General features: G+C 68.1%; 21 protein-coding genes and 1 tRNA gene. 12 read left to right on the top strand and 10 right to left on the bottom strand.

Annotated elements, in window-relative coordinates:
* Positions 1 to 2: 2 nt before the first annotated feature.
* Positions 3 to 2,129, top strand: a complete 2,127-nt coding sequence (pnp, locus tag JW792_RS13255) for a polyribonucleotide nucleotidyltransferase (RefSeq protein ID WP_135995385.1) — start codon at positions 3 to 5, stop codon at positions 2,127 to 2,129.
* 118 nt (positions 2,130 to 2,247) lie between these two features.
* The gene (locus JW792_RS13250; RefSeq protein ID WP_135995386.1) at positions 2,248 to 2,694 is read left to right on the top strand and encodes a hypothetical protein; all 447 of its coding nucleotides are present in this window, start codon (positions 2,248 to 2,250) and stop codon (positions 2,692 to 2,694) included.
* 309 nt (positions 2,695 to 3,003) lie between these two features.
* Here the strand turns inward: JW792_RS13250 and JW792_RS13245 are convergent, their stop codons facing one another.
* The gene (locus JW792_RS13245) at positions 3,004 to 4,566 is read right to left on the bottom strand and encodes a porin (protein WP_135995387.1); all 1,563 of its coding nucleotides are present in this window, start codon (positions 4,564 to 4,566) and stop codon (positions 3,004 to 3,006) included.
* Positions 4,567 to 4,632: 66 nt separating this feature from the next.
* Positions 4,633 to 5,508, bottom strand: a complete 876-nt coding sequence (locus JW792_RS13240; RefSeq protein WP_158291567.1) for a LytTR family DNA-binding domain-containing protein — start codon at positions 5,506 to 5,508, stop codon at positions 4,633 to 4,635.
* Between the two features lie 153 nt (positions 5,509 to 5,661).
* Between JW792_RS13240 and JW792_RS13235 the strand changes: the two genes are divergently transcribed.
* Entirely contained in the window at positions 5,662 to 6,885 is a 1,224-nt protein-coding gene (locus JW792_RS13235; RefSeq protein WP_135995389.1) for an acyltransferase family protein, read from the top strand.
* A 43-nt stretch (positions 6,886 to 6,928) separates the two neighbouring features.
* Here JW792_RS13235 and JW792_RS13230 read toward each other — a convergent pair whose 3' ends face one another.
* A complete protein-coding gene (locus JW792_RS13230; RefSeq protein WP_135995390.1) occupies positions 6,929 to 7,753 on the bottom strand; it encodes an enoyl-ACP reductase FabI in 825 nt (274 codons plus the stop codon).
* 258 nt (positions 7,754 to 8,011) lie between these two features.
* Between JW792_RS13230 and JW792_RS13225 the strand changes: the two genes are divergently transcribed.
* The 3 genes from JW792_RS13225 to gyrB all read left to right on the top strand — a co-directional run bounded on the left by JW792_RS13225 (position 8,012) and on the right by gyrB (position 12,114).
* The gene (locus JW792_RS13225; RefSeq protein WP_135995391.1) at positions 8,012 to 8,944 is read left to right on the top strand and encodes a fatty acid desaturase; all 933 of its coding nucleotides are present in this window, start codon (positions 8,012 to 8,014) and stop codon (positions 8,942 to 8,944) included.
* A gap of 122 nt (positions 8,945 to 9,066) precedes the next feature.
* Positions 9,067 to 9,690, top strand: coding sequence for a LysE family translocator (locus JW792_RS13220; RefSeq protein ID WP_135995392.1), 624 nt, complete (start codon positions 9,067 to 9,069; stop codon positions 9,688 to 9,690).
* Between the two features lie 9 nt (positions 9,691 to 9,699).
* Positions 9,700 to 12,114 (top strand): DNA topoisomerase (ATP-hydrolyzing) subunit B, encoded by a 2,415-nt coding sequence (gene gyrB / locus JW792_RS13215; RefSeq protein WP_135995393.1) that lies wholly within the window; start codon positions 9,700 to 9,702, stop codon positions 12,112 to 12,114.
* 255 nt (positions 12,115 to 12,369) lie between these two features.
* On the opposite strand, the gene JW792_RS13210 is transcribed toward gyrB, so the two are convergent.
* Complete coding sequence (locus JW792_RS13210) at positions 12,370 to 12,642, bottom strand: histidine kinase (protein ID WP_135995394.1); 273 nt, start codon at positions 12,640 to 12,642, stop codon at positions 12,370 to 12,372.
* A 148-nt stretch (positions 12,643 to 12,790) separates the two neighbouring features.
* Here JW792_RS13210 and JW792_RS13205 point away from each other — a divergent pair, with 148 nt between their 5' ends.
* Complete coding sequence (locus JW792_RS13205) at positions 12,791 to 13,084, top strand: 4a-hydroxytetrahydrobiopterin dehydratase (protein ID WP_135995395.1); 294 nt, start codon at positions 12,791 to 12,793, stop codon at positions 13,082 to 13,084.
* A 1-nt stretch (position 13,085) separates the two neighbouring features.
* Here JW792_RS13205 and JW792_RS13200 read toward each other — a convergent pair whose 3' ends face one another.
* The 3 genes from JW792_RS13200 to JW792_RS13190 all read right to left on the bottom strand — a co-directional run bounded on the left by JW792_RS13200 (position 13,086) and on the right by JW792_RS13190 (position 15,418).
* A complete protein-coding gene (locus JW792_RS13200; protein ID WP_135995396.1) occupies positions 13,086 to 13,532 on the bottom strand; it encodes a Tat pathway signal protein in 447 nt (148 codons plus the stop codon).
* A gap of 46 nt (positions 13,533 to 13,578) precedes the next feature.
* A complete protein-coding gene (locus JW792_RS13195) occupies positions 13,579 to 14,940 on the bottom strand; it encodes a vanadium-dependent haloperoxidase (protein ID WP_206340800.1) in 1,362 nt (453 codons plus the stop codon).
* A 402-nt stretch (positions 14,941 to 15,342) separates the two neighbouring features.
* Positions 15,343 to 15,418 (bottom strand) — tRNA-Ala (locus JW792_RS13190).
* A gap of 182 nt (positions 15,419 to 15,600) precedes the next feature.
* On the opposite strand from JW792_RS13190, the gene JW792_RS13185 reads away from it, so the two are divergent.
* From JW792_RS13185 to JW792_RS13165, 5 genes are all read left to right on the top strand, one after another.
* A complete protein-coding gene (locus JW792_RS13185) occupies positions 15,601 to 15,906 on the top strand; it encodes a YggT family protein (protein ID WP_135995398.1) in 306 nt (101 codons plus the stop codon).
* 26 nt (positions 15,907 to 15,932) lie between these two features.
* The gene (folD, locus tag JW792_RS13180; RefSeq protein WP_241094975.1) at positions 15,933 to 16,865 is read left to right on the top strand and encodes a bifunctional methylenetetrahydrofolate dehydrogenase/methenyltetrahydrofolate cyclohydrolase FolD; all 933 of its coding nucleotides are present in this window, start codon (positions 15,933 to 15,935) and stop codon (positions 16,863 to 16,865) included.
* A gap of 81 nt (positions 16,866 to 16,946) precedes the next feature.
* Positions 16,947 to 17,354: a response regulator gene (locus JW792_RS13175; protein ID WP_135995399.1), complete on the top strand. Its 408-nt coding sequence runs from the start codon at positions 16,947 to 16,949 to the stop codon at positions 17,352 to 17,354.
* Between the two features lie 55 nt (positions 17,355 to 17,409).
* Entirely contained in the window at positions 17,410 to 18,069 is a 660-nt protein-coding gene (locus JW792_RS13170; protein ID WP_135995400.1) for a 2-hydroxychromene-2-carboxylate isomerase, read from the top strand.
* Positions 18,070 to 18,486 (top strand): DUF1330 domain-containing protein, encoded by a 417-nt coding sequence (locus JW792_RS13165; RefSeq protein ID WP_135995401.1) that lies wholly within the window; start codon positions 18,070 to 18,072, stop codon positions 18,484 to 18,486.
* On the opposite strand, the gene dapB is transcribed toward JW792_RS13165, so the two are convergent.
* From dapB to dnaK, 3 genes are all read right to left on the bottom strand, one after another.
* A complete protein-coding gene (gene dapB / locus JW792_RS13160; RefSeq protein WP_135995402.1) occupies positions 18,483 to 19,304 on the bottom strand; it encodes a 4-hydroxy-tetrahydrodipicolinate reductase in 822 nt (273 codons plus the stop codon). The genes JW792_RS13165 and dapB overlap by 4 nt on opposite strands.
* Before the next feature lie 68 nt (positions 19,305 to 19,372).
* On the bottom strand, positions 19,373 to 20,542 hold the full coding sequence (dnaJ, locus tag JW792_RS13155) for a molecular chaperone DnaJ (RefSeq protein WP_135995403.1): 1,170 nt from the start codon (positions 20,540 to 20,542) through the stop codon (positions 19,373 to 19,375).
* Positions 20,543 to 20,698: 156 nt separating this feature from the next.
* A complete protein-coding gene (gene dnaK, locus JW792_RS13150) occupies positions 20,699 to 22,627 on the bottom strand; it encodes a molecular chaperone DnaK (RefSeq protein ID WP_135995404.1) in 1,929 nt (642 codons plus the stop codon).
* Between the last annotated feature and the right edge of the window lie 33 nt (positions 22,628 to 22,660).

Raw genomic sequence — 22,660 nt, 5'->3', positions numbered from 1 at the left:
ACATGTTCGATATTCAAAAAGAGACGATCGAGTGGGCCGGACGCGAGCTCACGATTGAAACCGGGCGCATGGCGCGCCAAGCCGACGGGGCCGTCCTCGTCACCTACGGCGAGACCACGGTCCTGGCGACCGCGGTAGGCGTCAAGGAAGTCAAGCCGGGAGCCGATTTCTTCCCGCTGACGGTCAACTACCAGGAAAAGTACTTCGCCGCGGGCAAGATCCCCGGCGGGTTCTTCAAGCGCGAAGGCCGCCCGACCGAGAAGGAGACGCTCACGAGCCGTCTCATCGACCGGCCGATCCGCCCGCTCTTCCCCAAGGGCTTCAAGAACGAAGTCCAGGTCATGGTGACCGTGCTGTCCCATGACATGGAGAACGATCCCGACATCCCGGCGATGATCGGCGCCTCCGCGGCGCTGGTGCTGTCCGGCCTGCCCTTCCTCGGCCCCATCGGCGCGGCGCGCGTGGGCTACAAGGACGGCGGCTACATCATCAACCCGACCGAGGTGGAGATCGACGAGAGCGAACTCGACCTCGTGGTCGCCGGTACCGGCGATGCGGTGATGATGGTGGAATCCGAAGCCAAGGAACTGCCCGAGGACATCATGCTCGGCGCGGTCATGGCCGGCCACGAGGCCTTCCAGCCGGTGATCGACATGATCATCCGCCTGGCCGAGAAGGCCGCCAAGGAGCCGTGGGACTTCACCCCGGAGGACACCTCGGATCTGGAAGCCAGGATCAAGAAGATGGTCGGCAAGGAATTGTCGGCCGCCTACAAGATCAAGGACAAGACCGAGCGCCGCAACAAGATCGGCGAAGCGCGCGACAAGGTGATGGCCGAGCTGGCCTCCAGCGAGGACAATCCCGAGGGCATCGAGCCGGCCGTCCTGAAGGACATCTTCAAGTCGGTCGAGGCCTCGATCGTGCGCGGCGACATCATCAAGACGGGCAAGCGCATCGACGGGCGCAAGCTCGACGAGGTGCGCCCGATCGTGTCGGAAGCCGGCATCCTGCCGCGCACGCACGGCTCGGCCCTGTTCACCCGCGGCGAGACGCAGGCCCTCGTGGTGGCCACGCTCGGCACGGGCGAGGACGAGCAGTTCATCGACGCGCTGACGGGGACTTACAAGGAGCGCTTCCTGCTCCACTACAACTTCCCGCCCTATTCGGTCGGCGAGACCTCCTTCCGCCTGGCCCCGGGCCGGCGCGAGATCGGCCACGGCAAGCTCGCCTGGCGGGCCCTGCGCGCGGTCCTGCCGCTCGCGGCGGAGTTCCCCTACACCATCCGCCTCGTCTCCGAGATCACCGAGTCAAACGGCTCGTCCTCGATGGCGACGGTGTGCGGCGGCTCGCTCGCCCTCATGGATGCAGGCGTTCCGATCAGCCGTCCGGTCTCCGGCATCGCCATGGGCCTGATCAAGGATCCCGAGGGCGTGGCCGTGCTCTCCGACATCCTCGGCGACGAGGACCATCTCGGCGACATGGACTTCAAGGTGGCCGGTACCGAGCGCGGCGTCACCTCGCTGCAGATGGACATCAAGATCGCCGGCATCACCAAGGAGATCATGGAAACCGCGCTCGACCAGGCCAAGGCCGGCCGCGCGCACATCCTCTCCGAGATGAACAAGGCGCTCGGCTCGGCCCGCGCCGAGCTCGGCGAGCACGCTCCGCGCATCGAGACGATCACCATCCCGGTCGACAAGATCCGCGACGTGATCGGTTCGGGCGGCAAGGTGATCCGCCAGATCGTGGAGGAGACCGGCGCCAAGGTCGACGTCAACGACGACGGCGTCATCAAGGTGTCCTCCTCGGACGCGGACTCCATCAAGGCCGCCATCAACTGGATCAAGGGCCTCACCGCCGAGCCGGAAGAGGGCGAGATCTACAAGGGCAAGGTCGTCAAGGTCATGGACTTCGGCGCCTTCGTGAACTTCTTCGGTCCCAAGGACGGGCTGGTGCACGTCTCCCAGATGAAGGAGGAGCGCGTCAGCCATCCCAAGGACGTGGTCTCCGAAGGCCAGGAGGTTTACGTGAAACTCCTCGGCTTCGACGACCGCGGCAAGGTCCGCCTGTCGATGAAGGACGTCGACCAGGAGACCGGCGAGGAAAAGACCAAGGGCGGGGAGGAGTAAGCCTCCCGCCTGCGGCTTTCACAGCCTGAACCGAAAAGCCCCCGTCAGCGATTGCTGGCGGGGGTTTTTCATTGCAACGTACTTGCCGTGAGGTGCTGCCTGCGTTCACGGGGGGTGCATGGAGACGGAGGAGTATGAGCCGGTCGACCGTTCTCCGCGATGGTCGATCTACGTCGCTGCCTTCATTCTCGCCCTCATGGTCGAGAATGTCGCGGTCGGAGTATTCCAGTATGCCGCCGTGCCCTTCGCTCCCGAGCCAGGTGATCCAATCGGCGTGGCTGCAACCATCTTGCTTTCCCTCCTGGACGGGCTTGTCATGGCGGCCGTCTGGATCGGATTCTACAGCCTTCTCAATCAACTCGACCTGAAGAAGGTCCTGCCTTGGGTTATCGGACTTGCTGCATTCCGTATTCTCGTTTCCGGCACTGCCCTGCGCGACGAGGAGCCGATCATCTGGATAGAGATGCTCGTCAGCCACGGGACTTGGATCGTGGGATTTGCCGGCTATTTCTGGCTTACGGGTCGGCTACGCACCGCCAGCCAGCCCGGCATTTCCCCGAGCTGAGGCCGGTAACTGCGAAGACCGCGACAGGCGCGGGATCCTAGCGGAGTTCACACCCCCGGCAGGCACGCGTCCCTGTCCTCCGGCGGGCGAGCGCGCAGCAGGAGTTCGCGGGCGACGCGGTCGCAGACCATGCAGCCGGTGCGGTCGTGTCCGCAGGGGCCGAGGAGGATCGTGAACCGGGGGGTGCGTTCCCAGGTCTGCGGCGAGGTCCGGCGCGAACGCGCGCGGCTCGGCTGTCCCGGCGCGCGGGCGGCTCACTGCGAGCCGGCCCCCCGCCGGGCGTGCCGGAGGGAGGCCGGGGTCGGAAGCCTAGAACGCCGCCTGCACGCCGACGGCGAGCACATCGGTCTCCGCGTCCTGCTCGGACCAGCTGATGCCGCCGGGCAGGTTGCCGCCCGAGAGGAAGTTCAGCGGCACCCAGCCCTGGGTATGGATCAGCTCGCCGAACAGGTTGACGCTCGGCGTGAGGAAGTAGGAGCCGCCCAGCACATACTGGTCCTGGCGCTCCCAGGGCGCGCCCTCGTCGCCCGCGACGAAGCGGGAGAATTCGAAGGACAGGGCGAAGTCGTCGGCTTCGTGGACATCCATCCACCAGCGCCCGCCGAGCGTGAAGCTCTCCGTCTCCACCGGCTCGAAGGCGGCGTAGAGCGGCACCGGCGAGGCCGAGCCCGGCCAGACATCGGTGGTCGCGGCGTATTCGCCGAGCCACTCGAAGGCGCCGGCCCGGCCCTGGGTGTAGACCGCGAAGGCCGGATTGTTGTCCTCGCACGGGTTGAAGTGGAAGACCGGCCAGGCCTGGCAATAGGCACTGGCATGGGTGTAGCTCGCCCCGACCATCCACTGCCCGTCCGCGCCGAGCGGGGCGGAATAGCGGGCATCGAGCGCGAAATTGTTGAGCCGCGAGGGCACGTTGGTGTCTTCCACCGGGGAATTGTGCGCGCGGAACTGCGCCCCGCCCTGGATCGCCATGGCGCGCAGGTGGAAGCCGTTGTCGTAATAGCCGACCATGCCGCCATAGGCGAGGCCGGCGAAGGCGTGCCAGTTGGTCGAGTTGGTGAAGGGGCTGACCGTGTCATTGAGGCCGAAGGGCGTGTCCATCTTGCCGATCGCGGCATAGACCGGGCGCTCCTCGAGATTGCCCCACATCACGAAGGCCTTGCGCACCTGGACCTGGTTGCGGGCCAGCGCGGTGATCGTGCCTGGACCGAAGCTCTGCTCGGGATCGTAGAGCAGTTCCACATAGGTCGTGATGTCGTCGGTCAGCCGGCCCGTCGCGGCGAGCTGGGCGGAGTGGACGACCATTTCCGAGACCGTCTCGCCGATCTGGTTGGCCGAGGTCGGATGGCGCATCAGCCAGCCGAACTTCGTGTTGGAATTGCTCTCCTGGTAGTCGGCGAGCACGGTCAGCGCGCCGGACAGCGTCACGCGCCGGTCGAGCGCGCCGGCCTGCATCGCCTCGAGGATGACCAGCTGGCGCGTGTTCACGTTCTCGGCGTGATCGAGAATGTCGTAGCCGTATTCGGGTGCGATCCCGACGAAGCTGTCGTGCATCGCCGCGTGGCGCGGATGATGACCGCCAGGGTGTCCGGCGGACTGCCCGGCCGCGTGGTGCGCGGTGTGCATCGGCGCCCCGCCCGCCGGCGCCGCGTGGTCCTGGTGGCCGCCGTGCCCGCGAGCGCCGGCCCCGGGGGCCTCGGCCTCCGGCGGCAGGGCGCCCTGGGCTTCGAGATAGGCGAGCAGCCGGCGATTGGTCTCCTCGAGCTGCTCGACGCGCGCCTCGAGTTCGGCGATGCGGTCCTCGTCGGCCAGAGCCGGTGCGCAGGCGAAGGCGAGCGCGGCAAGACTCGCGCCGCGGATCAGTGCGGATTTCATGATATGTCCCCCGGGGTCGAACCAAGTGTCCCGGGGCGTATCAACACCCTAAAAGGTTTAGGGATTCTATACGCGGGGCCCCGCCTGCCCCTCCAGTTCCGCCCGGTAGCGCCGCGAGCCCGGCACCTCGCTGCCCTCGTCGAGCCGCACGGTCACGTCGCCCTCCCCGGTGGGGACGATCTCGGCGATGCGGGCGCGGTTGACCAGGAAGGAGCGATGGCAGCGCACCGCGTCGATGCCGGCCTCCTTCAACAGGGTTTCCAGCTCGCCGAGCGTGATGCGGGCGAGATGCTCGCGCGCGCCGAAGCGGGCCTCGACATAGTTGCCGGCGGCCCGCGCGGACAGGAAATCGGCGGCGGCGAGGTGATAGCTGCGTCCGCCGCATTTCAGCGCGATGCGCTGCTCGCGCCGGGCTTCGCGCCGGGCGGCATGGGCCTCGAGACGCAGCTGCTCGATATGGCGCGCCGCCCAGAAGATCGCCTGGAAGCCGACATAGATGCCGGCCTGCTTTCGCGCCTCGTAGACCGCGATGTCCACCGGCTCGTCGCCATAGACATAGGGCTGGCCGAAGACGAGCGGCCAGAGCGCGTATCGCAGGGCGAGCATGAGGGATATCTGGATCCCGGCATAGAGGGCGAGGCCGGCGAGATGGGCGGCGAGCGAGCGCCGCCAGCGCCCCGGCTCGAGCGGGAAGCGGCGCGCGAAGAGGATGACCGCCGGGAAGGCGGCGAACAGGGCGAGCATCGCCGTGCCCTCCAGCACCCAGGGATAGATGGCCGGCCGTGCACTGCCCGCGCGCTCCATCACGGTCATGATCGAGGCCGAGTTGATGACATAGACCCCGAACGCCACGGCGAGGCAGGCGAGGGCGCCGTTTCTCAGCGCCCGCCGCTCCGCGCGCGCTTCGGCGGCGCGTGCGGCGGGATCGGCCGGCCCGCTCACGCGCGCGCCTCCCGCCATCCGTCCCGACCTGCCGCCGCTCGTCCCATCGCCGCAGCCGCCCGTCCCGCCGGACCGCCCGGCGCCCCATGCCGGTGGCGCCCGCCGCACGGAACGGGCAGGGCTGGCATCGTCATCTCGATCCGGGAGCCTGTCATGAGCACCGCCATCAATCCCCTCTCCGCCCATCCCCTCCCCGGGGGGCGCCGCCACGATCTCGACTGGCTGCGCATCATCGCCTTCGCCGTCCTGATTTTCTACCATATCGGCATGTTCTTCGTGACATGGGGCTGGCACGTGAAGAGCCCTTCGGCCAATGCCGGGCCGGAACTCGTCATGGCGCTGACGAGCCCCTGGCGGCTGGCGCTGCTCTTCTTCATCTCCGGCGTGGCGCTGCGCTTCCTGTCCGACAAGCTGGGCGCGGGAGCCTTCGCGCGCGAGCGGGTGGTGCGCCTGATCCCCGTGATCCTGTTCGGGGTGTTCGTCGTGGTGCCGCCCCAGACCTTCTTCGAGCTGCGCCAGGACGGCGCGCTCGGACCCGATCCGCTGGCCTTCTACGCGCAGTATGCCGTCCCCTCGGTGATGCACGGGGTGATCACCCCGACCTGGAACCATCTCTGGTACGTGGTCTATCTGCTGGTCTACTCGCTGATCCTGGCGCCCTTCATCCCGGCCCTGCGCCGCTTCGCCGACGGGCCGGCGGGCGCGGCGGTCGGGCGGCTGTGGACCGGCAGCGCCGGAGCGCTCGCCCTGCTCCTGCTCGTGCCGCTGCCCTTCATCGCCTATGGCGTCCTGCTCGACCCGGTGTTTCCGACGACGCACGCGCTCGTCGACGACTGGGCCAATCACGCCCACCGCTTCACCATCCTGATGGTGGGCTATTTCGCCGCGAAGAGCGCGGCCTTCTGGACCGGGGTCCGGCGCGCCTGGCCGCTCGCGGCGGCCTATGCGGGCGGGTTCGTCCTCCTGAGCGCCGCTCTCGCCGGTCTCGGCTGGCCCGATTTCGGGGCGGCGGCCTCCGCGATCTACGACCTGCTGACCGTGATCTATGCCTGGTCGGTGATCCTCGCCCTTCTGGGCCTCGCGCAGCGTTTCCTCAACCGCGACGGGCCCGCCCGGCGCTATCTCACCGAGGCGATCTTCCCGTTCTACATCCTGCACCAGACCATCACCGTCGCGGCCGGCTACTACATCGCGCAGGCGGGATGGGACGTGTGGAGCGAATTCGCCGCCCTGACCGCGATCACCATCGCGGGCTGCTTCCTGGGCTTCGAGATCATCCGCCGGGTCGCGGTGCTGCGTCCGCTGTTCGGGCTGAAGGCGGCGGGCACGGCGTCACGGCCGCGCCGCCTGGCTGACGCACGCGGCCTTGGCTCCTGAGACGTGCAAACCCGGCGGCACCGACGGAGCCGCCGGGAGGCCCCTACTCCTCGATGTCGGGAACCGCCACGGCGTGGAAGCCGGCATCGACGTGGAGGACCTCGCCGGTACAGGACTTGCCGAGATCGGACAGCAGGTAGAGCGCCGCGCCCGCGACGCCTTCCATCGTGGTGTCCTCCTTCAGCATCGACCAGTCCTTGCCGGTTTTCATCAGCGTGCGCCCGCCGGAAATGCCGGCCATGGCGAGGGTGCGCATCGGGCCGGCCGAGATGGCGTTGACGCGGATGCCGGCGGGGCCCAGATCGCGGGCGATATAGCGCGTGGAGGCTTCCAGCGCCGCCTTGGCGACGCCCATGACATTGTAGTTCGGCACGACGCGCTCGGAGCCGAGATAGGTCATGGAGATCATCGCGCCGCCGCCCTCTTCCCTGCTCGGCATCAGCGCGCTCGCGCGGCGCGCGGCATCGACGAAGGAGAAGGCCGACACGTCCATGGCGCGCTTGAAGCCCTCGCGCGTGGTGTTGTGGGTGAAGCTGCCCTGCAGCTCGTCCTTGCCGGCGAACGCGATGGCGTGGACCAGGAAGTCGAGCCTGCCCCACCTGTCCTCGATCGTCTTGAAGCAGGCTTCCATCGAGGCGTCGTCGGTGACGTCGGCCGTGACCATGAAGGGCTCGCCCCCCAGGCTCTCCACCAGCGGGCGCACGCGCTTTTCCAGCGCCTCGTCCTGGTAGGAGAAGGCGAGCTCGGCGCCCTGGGCATGCAGCTGCTGGGCGATGCCCCAGGCGATCGAGTTCTTGTTGGCGACGCCCATGACGAGGCCGCGCTTGCCCTTCATCAGATCGCCGGCGGGGAATGCAGTATCGGACATGGAATGGCCCTCTTTGGATGCGACAAGCGCGACTTCGGCCGGACCGCCGGCGCGCCGGAATTCAGATACCGGCGTGTGGACATACAGGATGCGCTCCGGCGCGTCGAGACGGCTGAGCGCGCGCGCAAAGGCTTTGATAACCGGTACCGGTATCTGATCCTGCCTGCAGAGCCTTCCCGCCCGGCGCGGATCGTGCGAGGCTCCTGTCTCGTTGCCGTTTCAGCCGCGCAAAGACTGACGACAAGGACTTCCCGACACATGACTCGCCTGCCCGTTCCCCGCTCTCAATCGATCGAGAAGAGCTGGTCCAATCTCGACTGGCCGAGCGTCTTCGCCGCCATCATCTACCCGCTCCTGGGCGTGGTCGGCGTGACCGGCGCGATCCTGGCCGGCCTGCTGGTCGACTCGCTCGCCTTCTCCTGGTGGTTCATCCCCGCGGCCATGGCGGTCGGCGCGATGACGCTGGTGATCTGCAATCTCGGCATCGGCGTCCTGCACCGCATCTGGCAGCACAAGGCCGGCGAGCTGAAATGGCCCGCCCAGGTGCTGACCATCGTGCACTGCCTCGTCGCCATGCAGGGCCAGCTGAAGGACTGGGTGAACTACCACTCCCAGCACCATCGCCTGTCCGACAAGCCCGGCGACCCGCACAATCCGCACGAGAGCAAGTTCTGGGCATGGATCGGCTGGCTGCTCTGGCGCGACGAGAATGACCTGAAGCGCCCCCTGGCGATGTGGCTGAGGGACATTCCCGGCGTGCGCTTCGTCGACCGGCACTATTCGCTGATGAGCCTGGTGATCCACCTCCTGATCCCGGCGGCGATCTACGCCATCGTGGCGCTGGCCGGCGGCTCGCTTCTGCTGACCGTACTGCTGCACGCCTCGGCGGTGACCGCCCGCGGGGTCCAGTTCCACGCCACCACGCTCGGCGTGAACGTCGTGGGCCATCTCAAGGCCCCGGCCTGGCTGAACTGGCTGCTGGCCCTGCTGACCGGCGGGGAGGCGATCCACGGCCATCACCACGACTACCCCTCGAGCGCCCTGCACCTGCCCAGGAAGGGCCTGATCAACCGGCTCGTCGACTATAACGGCACGGCCCTGCTGCTGTTCGAGAAGCTCAAGTGGGCGAAGAACCTGCAGATCGCGCCGATGTTCGCCGAACCGGCCCGGGTGAAGGCGCGGGCGGACTAGCAGGCCCGCCGAACCTCCCCGCGAGCGCCCGCCACTTCGGGCCGGGCGGGAGGGCGGCCGGTCGTGGCGCACAACGGCGAATTCCTGTCTCCCTCTCGGTGAAAATCCTGTAGGCCTGCGCCATGACGCTGTCCTCCCTCGCCCTGTTCGCGGGCGCGATCTTCGTGCTGTTCATGACGCCCGGACCCGGCAATGCGGCGATGATCGCGCGCACGCTCGACCGCGGCCCGGCGCACGGCGTGGCCTATGGCCTGGGCATCCTGACCGGCGACATCTTCTGGCTGACACTTGCGATCACGGGCCTGACCGCGGCGAGCGCGGCGTTTTCCGGCTTCTCGGTGCTGATCAAGGTCGCGGGCTCCGCCGTGCTGATCTGGTTCGCCTGGAACGCCTTCCAGGGCTTCCTAGAGCCCAAGCCGGCCGGCGCCCCGGTGCCCGCGGTCACCGGGCGGGGCCTTGCCGCCACCTATGCCGTGGGCATCACCATGCCCTTGTCGAACCCCAAGGCCATCGTCTTCTATCTCTCGTTCCTGCCGGCCTTTTTCGATCTTTCGCAGGTGCGCCTCGCACACTATATGGCAATGATCGCCATCATGCTGGCGATGTTCGTCCTGTTCGCCTTCGCCTATGTCGGCCTCGCCCATCGCGCGCGCGACTGGCTGATGACGAAGGGCTTCCGCCGCTGGGCCGACCTTGCCACCGCCATCGTGATGCTCGCCGTGGCCCTCGTCCTCCTCCTGCGCTAGAAAACACCCATGTCAGACAATACGAATCAGGAATACGGCGCCGACTCCATCAAGGTCCTCAAGGGCCTCGACGCCGTTCGCAAGCGGCCCGGCATGTATATCGGCGATACCGATGACGGCTCGGGCCTGCATCACATGGTCTACGAGGTCGTCGACAACGCGATCGACGAGGCGCTGGCTGGCCACTGCTCGGAAGTGACCGTCACCCTGCACGCCGACGGCTCGGCCTCGGTGATGGACGACGGGCGCGGCATCCCGACCCAGATCCACGCCGGCGAGGGCGTCTCGGCCGCGCAGGTCATCATGACCCAGCTGCACGCGGGCGGGAAGTTCGACCAGAACTCATACAAGGTCTCCGGCGGCCTGCACGGCGTCGGCGTCTCGGTCGTCAACGCGCTCAGCGAATGGCTGGACCTCACCATCTGGCGCCACGGCAAGGAGCACTTCATGCGCTTCCGCCACGGCGAGCCGGAAGAGGATCTCAAGGTCACCGGCGAGGCGCCCCGGCGCGAGGACGGCCGGGCGCTGTCGGGCACCAAGGTGCGCTTCCTGCCCAGCGACAGGACCTTCTCCGACATCGTGTTCGACCGCGCGCGCCTGCAGCACCGCCTGCGCGAGCTCGCCTTCCTCAATTCCGGGGTCCGCATCGTGCTGCGCGACGAGCGCGAGGCGGAAGCCTGGGAGGACGTGATGGAGTACGAGGGAGGCGTGGCCGCCTTCGTCAAGCATCTCGACCGCAACAAGTCGGCCCTGTTCGTGGAGCCGATCATGGTCACCGGCGAGCGCGAGGGCGTCACGGTCGAGGCCGCGCTGCAGTGGAACGACAGCTATCACGAGAACGTGCTGGCCTTCACCAACAACATCCCCCAGCGCGACGGCGGCACGCACCTGGCGGGCTTCCGCGGCGCGCTGACCCGGGTGATCAACACCTATGCGGCGAGCTCGGGCATCGCCTCGAAGATGAAGGTGCAGCTGACCGGCGACGACGCGCGCGAGGGGCTGACCTGCGTGCTGTCGGTCAAGGTGCCCGACCCGAAATTCTCCTCCCAGACCAAGGACAAGCTCGTATCCTCCGAGGTGCGTCCGGCCGTGGAAGGCCTGATGAACGAGAAGCTCAACGAGTGGTTCGAGGAGCACCCGGTCGAGGCCAAGCAGATCGTCTCCAAGATCGTCGAGGCCGCCACCGCCCGCGAGGCGGCGCGCAAGGCGCGCGAGCTGACGCGGCGCAAGAGCGCGCTCGACATCACCTCGCTGCCCGGCAAGCTCGCCGACTGCCAGGAGAAGGATCCGGCCAAGTCCGAGCTCTTCATCGTGGAGGGCGATTCGGCCGGCGGCTCGGCCAAGCAGGGCCGCTCGCGCGAATACCAGGCGATCCTGCCCCTGCGCGGCAAGATCCTGAACGTGGAACGCGCGCGCTTCGACAAGATGCTGTCCTCCGACCAGGTCGGCACGCTGATCACCGCGCTCGGCACCGGCATCGGGCGCGACCAGATCGACTACGACAAGCTGCGCTACCACAAGGTCGTCATCATGACCGACGCGGACGTGGACGGCGCCCACATCCGCACGCTGCTGCTGACCTTCTTCTACCGCCAGATGCCCGAGCTGATCGAGCGCGGCCATCTCTACATCGCCCAGCCCCCGCTCTACATGGTCCGGCGCGGCAACTCGATCCGCTACATGGCCAACCAGGCCGAGATGGACAACTCGCTGATCGAGGAAGGCTCGGCCGAGGCCGCGCTGGAGCTCGACAACGGCGAGGTGCTCACCGGCGCCGATCTCGCCGAGCGGGTCAAGGAAGCGCGCGGCGTCGTGCTCGCGCTCGAGCGCCTGACCGCCCGCGCCCCGGCCTTCGCGCTGGAGGCGGCCGCGCTGTCCGGCGCGCTGCACCCCGAACCGACGCAGGAGCAGGCCGACGCCACCGCCGAGCGCCTCAACCGCTCCGCCGACGAGGGCGAGGACACCTGGTACGCCACGGTCGCGCCCGAAGGCGCGCTGGTGCTGAAGCGCGAGGTGCGCGGCGTGACCGAGACCGTCGTGCTCGACGACAAGATCCTCGCCAGCCCGGACGCGAAGCGCCTGCAGGAGCGCGCGATGGCCATCGCCGGCGACTATACCGGCCCGGCGACCTTCCGCGGCAAGGGCGGCGAGACGGTCGTCTACGGTCCCTGGGGCCTGGTCACCTCGGTGCAGAAGGCCGGCGCCAAGGGGATGAAGATCCAGCGCTACAAGGGTCTCGGCGAGATGAACCCCGACCAGCTCTGGGAAACCACGCTCGACCCCGAGGCCCGCTCGCTGCTGCGCGTCTCCGTCCAGGAGGCCGACACCGCCGACGAGCTGTTCTCCAAGCTGATGGGCGACGTGGTCGAACCCCGGCGCGACTTCATCCAGGAGTTCGCGCTGGAAGCGGAGGTGGATGTCTAGGGCATCCATTTCCCCCCGGCGGTCCTTCGCTCCCCGCAGAAAAGCCGGGCCCGGGCCGGTGCGCACCGTCTCGGATCACGGCGTTCCACAGGCCTCCGGATCCCCGGCTTTCGGCGGGAGGCCAGGAAGGAAGAGCGGGTGAACCGATGCCCGCGGCCACCGCCGGGCCATGGCGCCCACCGCGCCTGCCGGCCCGTGCCGCGCGTGATGGTAGTCGTAGTAGGAGTCCGATCCGCCGGTTTCCGGGGGAAAGTCTCAGGCCACCCCGATGCGCGGATCGCCGCCGTCCTCGGCCTTGGACGGGCCGAAGGCGCGGTCGAGCAGGTGGGTGGAATCCTGGGCGAGCTCGATCGCGGCGGTGAGGTGTTCGAGCACCTTCATGTTGTTGGCCATCACGTGCAGCGCCTCGGGCCTCGTGTCGCCGGAGATCTTGGTGCAGCGCAGGAGCACGTCGGCGCGCAGCTCGAGGAGGATGTCCTCCAGCCGCCGGCCGCCGGGATTGTCGTCGGACTTCAGAAAGCGGGTCATTGCGCCCTCCTTTCCTCTTCTCGGGGACCGAGCATCGCACGCGCCCTGTCATTTTTCCGTAAACGGGGAACGCGCACCGGCCCCTTCGGGCTTGAAGACCGGGGCGGCACGCCCGATGGTGCGCCGGCAATCAGACGAGGAGAGACCCATGGCCGAGAAGATCGGAGCGAGCGCGGTGCTCGGGGAGCTGCACGGCTGGACGGCCGTCGACGGGCGCGACGCGATCCGCAAGGAATTCAGCTTCGCCGATTTCAACGAGGCCTTCGGCTTCATGGCCCGCGTGGCGCTGAAGGCCGACAAGATGGACCACCATCCCGAATGGTCGAACGTCTACAGCAAGGTGGACGTCACGCTGACCACGCACGACGCGGACGGGGTGACCGAGCTCGATCGCGAGCTTGCCCGCTTCATGGACAAGGTCGCGCGCGAGCACGCCAAATAGCTCAGCGCCCGTTGACCATGACCATGCCGAGCAGGACCTGCGCGCCCTCGCGGCCCAGCGTCTCGTCGGTGGCGTTCTGCAGCATGCGCGCGATCGTGTCGGCGTCCGGCACCTCGCCGAAGCGGTAGTGCACGCCGGTATAGACCGCGATGGTCGAGTTGTAGGCGTTGCGCAGGTAGGGCATGGCCGCCTCCACCTCCCGGCGCAGGCGCGCATCGGGCACGTCGAGCCCGAGCTCGATATGCATCACGCCGCGCAGGCGCATGTCGGCCTGCACCGCGGCGAGGATGGGCTCGAGCGAGACATAGCTCTCAACGTGCGTGATCGCCCGGCCGCCGCGCGCTTCCGGCTCGGGCGCCGGGGCGGACGGGGCCGACTCGCCGCCGGCGAAGGCCGGGGCGGTCGACAGCGCGCCCGCTAGGGCGAGGAGGGCGAAGAGGCGTGTCATGGCGACACCCTAACCCGGCGCCGTAAAGAAACGGTTGGCGGGAAGTTCACTCGCCGAGGCGTGCCGGGGACTCGATGACGGCCGTGCCGTCGAAATAGCTCTGCACGACCGGCCAGCCGTGTTCCGCCACGCGGCGGCCCATGGCGAGGCCTTCGATATTGTCGGCCTGGATGTGATAGCCGCCATAGAGCCGGGAAATGCCGGCCGCCTCGGCGGTGAAGGTGAAGGTGGGAAACTCGAGCGTCACCGGCACCTCGTGGCCCGGCTCGGTCATCGAGCCGGCCATGAGGTCGACCGTGTACCCGAAATCATCGCTTCCGGTGAAGCGCTTCAGGATCTCCGCCGCGGCCGCGCTGACCGTAGAGTGGCCGGACGGATAGCCCGCGAAGGGCGGGGTCGGGAACTCGGCCGGGGAGTAGGGATGCCAGCGGCTGGCCGCCATCTCGACCTTGCCCGCGCCCGGCCCGCCCCAGGCCTCGATCACCTCCTCGCCGAAATAATGCCGGATCAGCGTCCAGGGCCGCGAGGTGTCGTAGTATATCTTCGACTCCCAGGAGGCGATGAAGGCGTCCATGGCCACGTTGGCGACGGCGAAATAGAGCTTCACGTCGGTGTCGAGATCGTTGCGGTCGCGGCGCGAGACGACCTGGCTCATCTCCAGCCAGTGACCCGACTGGCCGGTCGATCCCGGGCCGTCGCGCATGAACTCCACCAGCGCCTTCTGCTCAACGGTGAGCTCGGCGTTCATCCGGGCGACCTGTTCGGTCTCGGCCAGCAGCTGCTCGCTCGCCACCAGGGGCGGGGGCGGAGCGCGGAACTGATCGGCGCTTTCCAGGGCGAAGGGCGCGACGCGGTACCAGTGCGGCGTCAGCCATTGCTGCACCGCCACCCCGCCCCTGCCGTCGCTCGCCGGGATCGGCTGCCAGCGGTCGGGGTCGACGATCTCGTATGGCCCGTTCACCGGCCGGTACATGATGTATTGCGAGTAGGGCGTGCCGTCCGAGCCGGCCTCGTCGCCGAGCTGGTTCGCGCCGTCTCCATGGCGATACTCGAGCACCGCGGCGGCGGCGAGATTGCCGATCCCTTCCGGAGTCGCCGGATCGGTGGAGGCGTTGTCCGGATCGAAGCCGGCGGCGATGAACGCGCGCGTGATGTAGTCCCTCTCGCCGGGAAACTGGTCGAGCATCGCGCGATAGGCCGCATGCGCGATCGCGATCTCCTTGTTCTCCAGCGTGCGCTCTTCCGGCGGGCGGCGCAGCGCGGCGCCGTAGCGCGTGCCCACCGCCGTATCGTCATAGGCCGCCCAGGCATCGAATACGGCAGTCTGCACGATGGCGAGCTGGCGCGAGATCACCGTCGGGCGCGCCCCCACGCGCAGCACTTCCTGCGCGGTGGCCTCGAGCGCCACGTCGAGCCAATGATGGGCGGCGCTGGGGTGTAGGCGGGCTCCTCGGCCCGCGCTGCGAACAGACCCGCCAGGGCCACGAAGATGGTCAGAACGAACTGCCGGATCGTGCGCGTCATCGGTATGTCCCCCGCCTTGCCTAGGTACCAGCCTAATATCCGCACTTCGGCCGGGGCAAGGGCGGGGGCAGCGTCCGGGCGAGCGTTCCGGACCCGCAGGGTTCGCAAGGACGAACGTCCGCCCGCAGCGTCAGCGAGGAGCGAAAGCCCGGATGGGCTTGAGCAGCAGGAGAAATGGTGGAGCCGGGCGAGCCAGCCGCGAACCCGCAGGGTTCGCAAGGACGAACGTCCGCCCGCAGCGCCAGCGAGGAGCGAAAGCCCGGATGGGCTTGAGCAGCAGGAGAAATGGTGGAGCCGAGGGGAATCGAACCCCTGACCTCGTCATTGCGAACGACGCGCTCTCCCAACTGAGCTACGGCCCCACGAGGTCTCGAATACGAGAAGCGCTGAGGTACGGCGCGGCCCCTGCCCTGTCAAGCGGGCGCGGTCAGGCCGGCGCAGCGCCCGGCGGCGAAAAGCGCGCTGCAAGGCTTGATCGGGCGGGGCGCGTGCGGGTACAGCGTCTGCAACGCCAATCGAGCCCACCCGACAACGAGGCCCCCTCATGACCTTCGGCCAGGCGCTTCTCGCCTATTTCCTGATGCCGGTCCTGACCCTGCTCACGATCGTCGTCTTCATCAACGTGATCATGAGCTGGCTCATCGGCTTCAACGTGGTCAATCCGCACAACCAGTTCGTCCGGATGATCTGGGACATCACCGAGCGCATAACCGCCCCGCTGCTCGCCCCGATCCGCCAGGTCCTGCCCCCGCTCGGCGGGATGGACCTGTCGCCGATCGTCCTGCTGCTGATCATCGCCTTCGTGCGCAACTATCTCGTGGCCGACGTGCTCTGGAGACTGTTCGGCTAGAGCGATTCTGGAAGGTCTCTCCCCCCGTGTCCGATTTCATCAAGCCCGTGCCCGGCGCCGCCTCCGTCATCGACGGCAAGGCCGCCGCCGCCCTCATCGATTCCCACGTCAAGGCGGGCGTGGCGCAGCTCGAGAGCCGGCTCGGCCGGGCGCCCTGCCTGGCCGTCGTGCTGGTCGGGGAGGATCCGGCCAGCCAGGTCTATGTCCGCAACAAGGTGAAGCGCACAGAGGCCGCCGGCATGCGCTCGATCGAGATCCGCCGCGACGCACGGATCGAGGAGGCCGAGCTCGTCGGCATCGTGGAAGCGCTCAACGCCGACGACGCGGTCGACGGCATCCTCGTCCAGATGCCGCTGCCCGGGCACATCGATCCCTACCGCGTCGTCGAGACGATCGATCCGGACAAGGACGTGGACGGGCTCACCGCGACGAGCGCCGGCCGGCTCGTGCAGGGGGCGCCGGGCCTGCGTCCCTGCACTCCGTCGGGCTGCGTCTGGCTGGCGCGCCAGGCACTCGGCGAGCTGTCGGGCAAGTCGGTCGTCGTGATCGGGCGCTCCATCCTCGTCGGCAAGCCGGCGGCCTTCCTGTTCCTGGAGCAGAACTGCACGGTCATGCTCTCCCACTCGCGCACGCTGGACCTTCCCGAGCACTGCGCGCGCGCCGACATCGTGGTGGCCGCCGCCGGCCGGCCGGAAATGGTGAAGGGGGCGTGGATCAAGGAGGGTGCCTGCGTTCTGGACGTGGGCATCAACCGCGTGGATGCGCCGGAGAAGGGCGAAGGCGGCACGAAGCTCGTCGGCGACGTCGCCTATGACGAAGCCGCCAGGCGCGCGGGCTTCATCACGCCGGTGCCGGGCGGGATCGGCCCGATGACCATCGCCTTTCTCCTGGTGAACACCCTGAAGGCCGCCGCGGCGCGCGCGGGCCTTGCCCAGCCCGAGGCGATACGGGGGCTTTAGGCCTCACTCGAAATAAAAAATTAAGCTCGTGATAAGGTTAGCCTCTTAATGTCCGCGCCGATTCGGCCAGCAGGTTGCGCCATGCCCGAGACGCTCCGCGTGCTCCACATCGAAGACGATCTCGCCGACGCCATGCTCCTGCAGCACGCGCTGCACGATGCCGGCGCCCACGATATCGAACTCGAGGTGGTGCGCACGCTGCGCGAAGCCCGCTTCAAGATGGCGCGCGGCGGCTACGATCTCGTCATCCTCGATCTGCGCCTGCCCGATTCGGTGAGCCCAGTCGACACGCTGCGTACCGCGGAGAAGCATGCGAACGGCACGCCGCTGATGATCCTGACCGGGTCGGCGGGCGTCGATGCGGAAACCGTCGGCCTGCACATCAATCTGCTGGACAAGAACGAGTTCTTCCACGGCAAGGACCCGCGCCGCTCGCACCGCCTCCTCGCGCTGGTGCGCGACGCCGCCGACGACGCCCTGCACATCTAGGCCGGAGCCCCGGCCCGGTCTGGACGGAACCCGACGGCCGGCCGATACTGACGCAATGAGCCTCACACTCGACCTGTTCTGGTCCTTCCGCAGCCCGTACAGCTATCTCGCCACGCCGCGCCTGCGCACGCTGCAGGAGGCTTGGGATCTCGACATCCGGGTGAGACCGGTGCGTCCGCTCATCCTGCGCGAGGACGGCTTCTTCGAGAGCCGCGGCAAGATGTGGCTCGACTACCTGCTCGTCGACGTGGTGCGCCTGGCCGAGTATCTGGACCTGCCCATCGCCCCGCCGAACCCCGATCCCGTCGCGGTCGAGCCGGGGGCGGGCAAGCCGGCCGCCGACCAGTCGCGCGTCATCAACCTCACCCGGCTCGGCGTCGCGGCAAGCCATCGCGGCTGCGGGCTCGCCTTCCTGGACGCGGTGTCGCGCCGGATCTTCTCGGGCGAGGCCTGGACGCAGGGCGACACGCTGAAGACGGCGCTCGCCGAAGAGGACATCGATCTCGACGCGCTGCAAGGCGAGGTCGAGGCCAATCCGGCCCGCTTCGATGCCGAGATCGCCCAGAACGAGGCCGACCTCATCAAGGCCGGCCACTGGGGCGTTCCCACCCTTGTCTTCCAGGGCGAACCGTTCTTCGGTCAGGATCGTATCGATCTCTGCCTATGGCGCATGAAGCAGCACGGGCTCGAACCGAGACAAGCTGAGGAGAGCTGAATGAGCCACATCGATCCCGAACGCGCCGCCTTCGAGGCGTTCAAGGCGCTCCCGCGCGACGAACCGGTGGAGATGCTCAATCTCATCCGCCTGCGCGAGAAGGCCGCCTACCCGGACGGGCGGGAGGCCAGCGGACTGGATGCCTACAGGAATTACGGCACGCATTCGGGACCGATATTCACGCGCGTCGGCGGGCGCATCGTCTGGCGCGGCCGCCCGCAGCTCATGCTGATCGGTCCCCAGGACGAGCGCTGGGACCTCGCCTTCATCGCCCGCTATCCCAGCGCGGGGGCCTTCCTGGAGATGGTCACCGACGCGGTCTATCAGAGCGAGGCCGTGCCCCATCGCCAGGCCGCGGTCGAGGACAGCCGGCTCATCCGCCATGCGCCGCTGCCCGCGGGCGACAGTTTCGGCTAGAACCCCACCACGTCGCGCATCGAGTAGAGCCCCGGCTCCCGGCCCTTGATCCAGAGCGCGGCTTCCATCGCGCCGCGGGCGAAGACGAAGCGGTCGAAGGCGCGGTGGGAGAGGTCGATTTCCTCGAAAGCGCCGAGAAAGCGCGCGGCATGGTCGCCCACGACCCCGCCGCCGCGATTGACCGAGAAACCGATACTGCCTGCCGGACGGTGGGCGTCGCTGCGCTCGTAGCCGTATCGGGCGAGGCTCTCGAGGTCCTTGCCGCGCCCGCGCGCGCCGGCCTCGCCGAGCATCAGCGCGGTGCCCGACGGCGCATCGGCCTTGAAGCGGTGATGGGTCTCGTGGATTTCGAGATCGTAGAGCTCGGGCGATAGCGCGCGTGCGGCCTGCTCGACGAGCTGCTCGAGCACGGTCACGCCGAGCGAGAAATTGCGTGCGTGCAGCACCGGGATCGACTCGGCGGCCTTCTCCAGCGCCGCGCGCCCGGCCGCGTCGAGCCCGGTCACGCCGGTCACCAGCGCCGGGCCGCCGCTCTCGGCCAGCCGTTCCGCGATCGCCGGGGTCACCTTGGCCGCCGACACGTCGATGACGACATCGGCACCCGCGGCCGCCTCGACGAGGCTGACCCTGGTCTCCTGGCCGCGATAGGGAAGGCCGGCGAGCTCGCCGAGATCGGCGCCGAGCTGGACGGAGTCGTGGCTCACCACGCCGCCGACGAGGTCGAAGTCGCTGCGCCGGATAGCCTCGCCCAGGATCAGGCGGCCCAGCCGGCCCGATGCACCGACGACGCAGAGTTTGAGGGGTGCGGTGTCCGCCATGGCCCCGAGTCCTCCCGCAAGGTCCGCCAACGCGATGCGCCCGGCATGGTTAGCAAATCGCTAAGGCCTCATGCGCTCGCGCGCGGGCCCTCGTCGTCGCCGGTGACGTCGTCCCAGAAGCGGCGGACCTTCTTGAAGAAGCCGTCGCTCTCCGGATTGCAGCCATCGCCGGAAATCTCGCAGAACTCGGCGAGGAGTTCCCTCTGGCGTTCGGTGAGATTGCGCGGGGTCTCCACGAACAGCTCGACGAACATGTCGCCGCGCGCGCCGCCGGCCTTCAGCCGCGTCATGCCCTTGCCGCGCAGGCGCATGCGCTTGCCGGTCTGGGAGCCGTCGGGGATGCGCATCTCCGCGCGCCCGCCCTCGATCGTGGGCACCTCGATCCCGCCGCCGAGCGCGGCGGTCACCATCGGCACCGTGGCGCGGCAATAGAGATTGGGTCCGTCACGCTCGAATATCTCGTGCGGGCGGATGGAGATGAAGATGTAGAGATCGCCGCGCGGCCCGCCGCGCACGCCGGCCTCGCCCTCGCCGGCGAGGCGTATGCGCATGCCGTCCTCCACGCCGGGCGGAATCTCCACCTTCAGCTCGCGGGTCTGGCGCACGCGCCCGACGCCGTCGCATTCCCGGCACGGGGTTTCCACGTACTGGCCGCGCCCGCCGCAGGTCGGGCAGGTCTGCTCCATGGTGAAGAAGCCCTGCTGGCGCCGGATGCGGCCCTGACCGGCGCAGGTCTCGCAGGTCGTCACGTCCGTGCCCGGCTCCGCACCGTTGCCGTTGCAGCTGGAACAGGTGACGGTGGTGGGCACCCGGATCGTCGTGTCCTTGCCGTTGAAGGCGTCTTCCAGGGTGATCTCGAGGTCGTATCTGAGGTCCGCGCCACGCGCCGGACCGGTGCGCCGGGCGCGCCGTCCGCCGAACGCGTCGCCGAAGACCTGCTCGAAGATGTCCGCGAAATCGGCCGCGCCGCCGCCGAAGCCGGCCCCGAACGGGCCCTGGCCACCGCCGCCATTCTGGAAGGCCGCGTGGCCCATGCGATCATAGGCGGCGCGCTTGTCGGCGTCGGAGAGCACCGCATAGGCCTCGCCGACTTCCTTGAACCTGGCTTCCGCCTCACCATCGCCCGGATTGCGGTCGGGGTGATACTGCATGGCGAGTTTGCGATAGGCGCTCTTGATGGTCTGAGCATCCGCGCCGCGTTCGACGCCGAGCACCTCGTAATAGTCGCGCTTGCTCATGGGGCCTTCGCCCTTCTTTCCGCTTCGAGCCTGCGGGCCGCGGCGCAGCACCCGGCCCGTCCCGCAAAAAGCCCCCGCCATCCGCCCTGTCCGGCACACGGGCCGGGACCGGGGGATGGCGAGGGGCGCTTCACATCACGTCAAACCGCTCAGGGCCTACGCGCTCTTCTTCTTGTCGGAGTCCTCGTCGTCCTTCACCTCGGTGAATTCGGCATCGACGACGTCCTCGCTCCCGGCTTCGCCGCTCTCTTCCGAGCCGGCCTCGCCGCCGCCCTGTTGCTGGGCGTACATGGCCTCGCCGAGCTTCATGGCGGCCTGCATCAGGGCCTGGGTCTTCTGCTGGATGGTCTCGGGCGACGCGGTCTCGTCGTCCTTGACCTCCTTCAGCTCCTTCAGCGCGGTTTCGATCGCGGACTTGTTCTCCGCACCGACCTTGTCGCCATACTCCTCGAGCTGCTTCTCGGTCTGGTGGATGAGCGCCTCGGCATTGTTGACCGCATCGACGCGGGCCCGCCGCTTCTTGTCTTCCTCGGCGTTCTTCTCCGCGTCCTTGACCATCTTCTCGATCTCCTCCTCGGAGAGACCGCCGGACGCCTGGATGCGGATCTGCTGCTCCTTGCCGGTGGCCTGGTCCTTGGCGGAGACGTTGACGATGCCGTTGGCGTCGATGTCGAAGGTGACCTCGATCTGCGGCACGCCGCGCGGGGCCGGCGGGATGCCGACCAGGTCGAACTGGCCGAGCAGCTTGTTGTCGGCCGCCATCTCTCGCTCGCCCTGGAACACCCGGATCGTCACGGCGGTCTGGTTGTCGTCGGCGGTAGAGAAGGTCTGCGACTTCTTCGTCGGGATCGTCGTGTTGCGGTCGATGAGGCGGGTGAACACGCCGCCCAGCGTCTCGATGCCGAGCGAGAGCGGGGTCACGTCGAGCAGCAGGACGTCCTTGACGTCACCCTGCAGCACGCCGGCCTGGATGGCCGCGCCCATGGCGACGACCTCGTCCGGGTTCACGCCGCGGTGCGGATCGCGCCCGAAGAAGGACTTCACCGCCTCCTGGACCTTCGGCATGCGGGTCATGCCGCCGACCAGGATCACGTCGTCGATATCGCTCGCCGAAACCCCGGCATCCTTCAGCGCCGCCTTGCACGGATCGATCGTGCGCTTGATGAGATCCTCCACGAGGGTCTCCAGCTTGGCGCGGCTGAGCTTGATGTTCAGGTGCTTGGGACCGGACTGGTCGGCCGTGATGAAGGGCAGGTTGACCTCGTAGGTCGTGGCCGAGGACAGCTCCTTCTTGGCCTTCTCCGCCTCTTCCTTCAGGCGCTGCAGGGCGAGCTTGTCCTTGCGCAGGTCGATGCCCTGCTCTTTCTTGAACTCGTCGGCGAGGTAGTCGACGATCCGAAGGTCGAAGTCCTCACCGCCGAGGAAGGTATCGCCATTGGTCGCCTTCACCTCGAACACGCCGTCGCCGATCTCCAGGATGGAGACGTCGAACGTGCCGCCACCCAGGTCGTAGACCGCGATCGTCTTGTTGGTCTGCTTGTCCAGGCCATAGGCCAGCGCGGCCGCCGTCGGCTCGTTGATGATGCGCAGGACTTCCAGGCCGGCGATCTTGCCGGCGTCCTTGGTGGCCTGGCGCTGGGCGTCGTTGAAGTAGGCGGGAACCGTGATGACGGCCTTTTCCACCTTCTCGCCGAGATAGTTCTCGGCCGTTTCCTTCATCTTCTGCAGGATGAAGGCGGAGATTTCGGACGGGGAATACTTCTTGTCGCGGCCCTTCACCCAGGCGTCGCCGCTGGAGCCCTCGACGATCTCGTAGGGCACCATCTCCTTGTCCTTCTTGACCGTCGGGTCGGACATGGTGCGCCCGATCAGGCGCTTGATGGCGAAGAAGGTGTAGTCCGGGTTGGTGACGGCCTGGCGCTTGGCGGGCTGGCCGATGAGGCGTTCGCCGTCCTCGGTGAAGGCCACCACCGAGGGGGTGGTGCGCATGCCTTCGGCATTCTCGATCACCTTGGCCTGTCCGCCTTCCATCACGGCGACGCACGAATTGGTGGTGCCGAGGTCGATGCCGATAACCTTGCTCATGAGTAGTCTTTCTCCCTTTCGCGGCAGGGCGGT

Source organism: Marinicauda algicola, assembly GCF_017161425.1.
Taxonomy (GTDB): Bacteria; Pseudomonadota; Alphaproteobacteria; order Caulobacterales; family Maricaulaceae; genus Marinicauda; species Marinicauda algicola.
Note: the sequence above shows the minus strand (reverse complement) of the source record. Positions and strands in the feature narration are given on the sequence as shown.

Coding starts and splice junctions, on each gene's coding strand:
- pnp (WP_135995385.1), top strand. CDS start 3: ATGTTCGATATTCAAAAAGAGACGATCGAGTGGGCCGGACGCGAGCTC.
- JW792_RS13250 (WP_135995386.1), top strand. CDS start 2,248: ATGGAGACGGAGGAGTATGAGCCGGTCGACCGTTCTCCGCGATGGTCG.
- JW792_RS13245 (WP_135995387.1), bottom strand. CDS start 4,566: ATGAAATCCGCACTGATCCGCGGCGCGAGTCTTGCCGCGCTCGCCTTC.
- JW792_RS13235 (WP_135995389.1), top strand. CDS start 5,662: ATGAGCACCGCCATCAATCCCCTCTCCGCCCATCCCCTCCCCGGGGGG.
- JW792_RS13230 (WP_135995390.1), bottom strand. CDS start 7,753: ATGTCCGATACTGCATTCCCCGCCGGCGATCTGATGAAGGGCAAGCGC.
- JW792_RS13225 (WP_135995391.1), top strand. CDS start 8,012: ATGACTCGCCTGCCCGTTCCCCGCTCTCAATCGATCGAGAAGAGCTGG.
- JW792_RS13220 (WP_135995392.1), top strand. CDS start 9,067: ATGACGCTGTCCTCCCTCGCCCTGTTCGCGGGCGCGATCTTCGTGCTG.
- gyrB (WP_135995393.1), top strand. CDS start 9,700: ATGTCAGACAATACGAATCAGGAATACGGCGCCGACTCCATCAAGGTC.
- JW792_RS13210 (WP_135995394.1), bottom strand. CDS start 12,642: ATGACCCGCTTTCTGAAGTCCGACGACAATCCCGGCGGCCGGCGGCTG.
- JW792_RS13205 (WP_135995395.1), top strand. CDS start 12,791: ATGGCCGAGAAGATCGGAGCGAGCGCGGTGCTCGGGGAGCTGCACGGC.
- JW792_RS13200 (WP_135995396.1), bottom strand. CDS start 13,532: ATGACACGCCTCTTCGCCCTCCTCGCCCTAGCGGGCGCGCTGTCGACC.
- JW792_RS13185 (WP_135995398.1), top strand. CDS start 15,601: ATGACCTTCGGCCAGGCGCTTCTCGCCTATTTCCTGATGCCGGTCCTG.
- JW792_RS13175 (WP_135995399.1), top strand. CDS start 16,947: ATGCCCGAGACGCTCCGCGTGCTCCACATCGAAGACGATCTCGCCGAC.
- JW792_RS13170 (WP_135995400.1), top strand. CDS start 17,410: ATGAGCCTCACACTCGACCTGTTCTGGTCCTTCCGCAGCCCGTACAGC.
- JW792_RS13165 (WP_135995401.1), top strand. CDS start 18,070: ATGAGCCACATCGATCCCGAACGCGCCGCCTTCGAGGCGTTCAAGGCG.
- dapB (WP_135995402.1), bottom strand. CDS start 19,304: ATGGCGGACACCGCACCCCTCAAACTCTGCGTCGTCGGTGCATCGGGC.
- dnaJ (WP_135995403.1), bottom strand. CDS start 20,542: ATGAGCAAGCGCGACTATTACGAGGTGCTCGGCGTCGAACGCGGCGCG.
- dnaK (WP_135995404.1), bottom strand. CDS start 22,627: ATGAGCAAGGTTATCGGCATCGACCTCGGCACCACCAATTCGTGCGTC.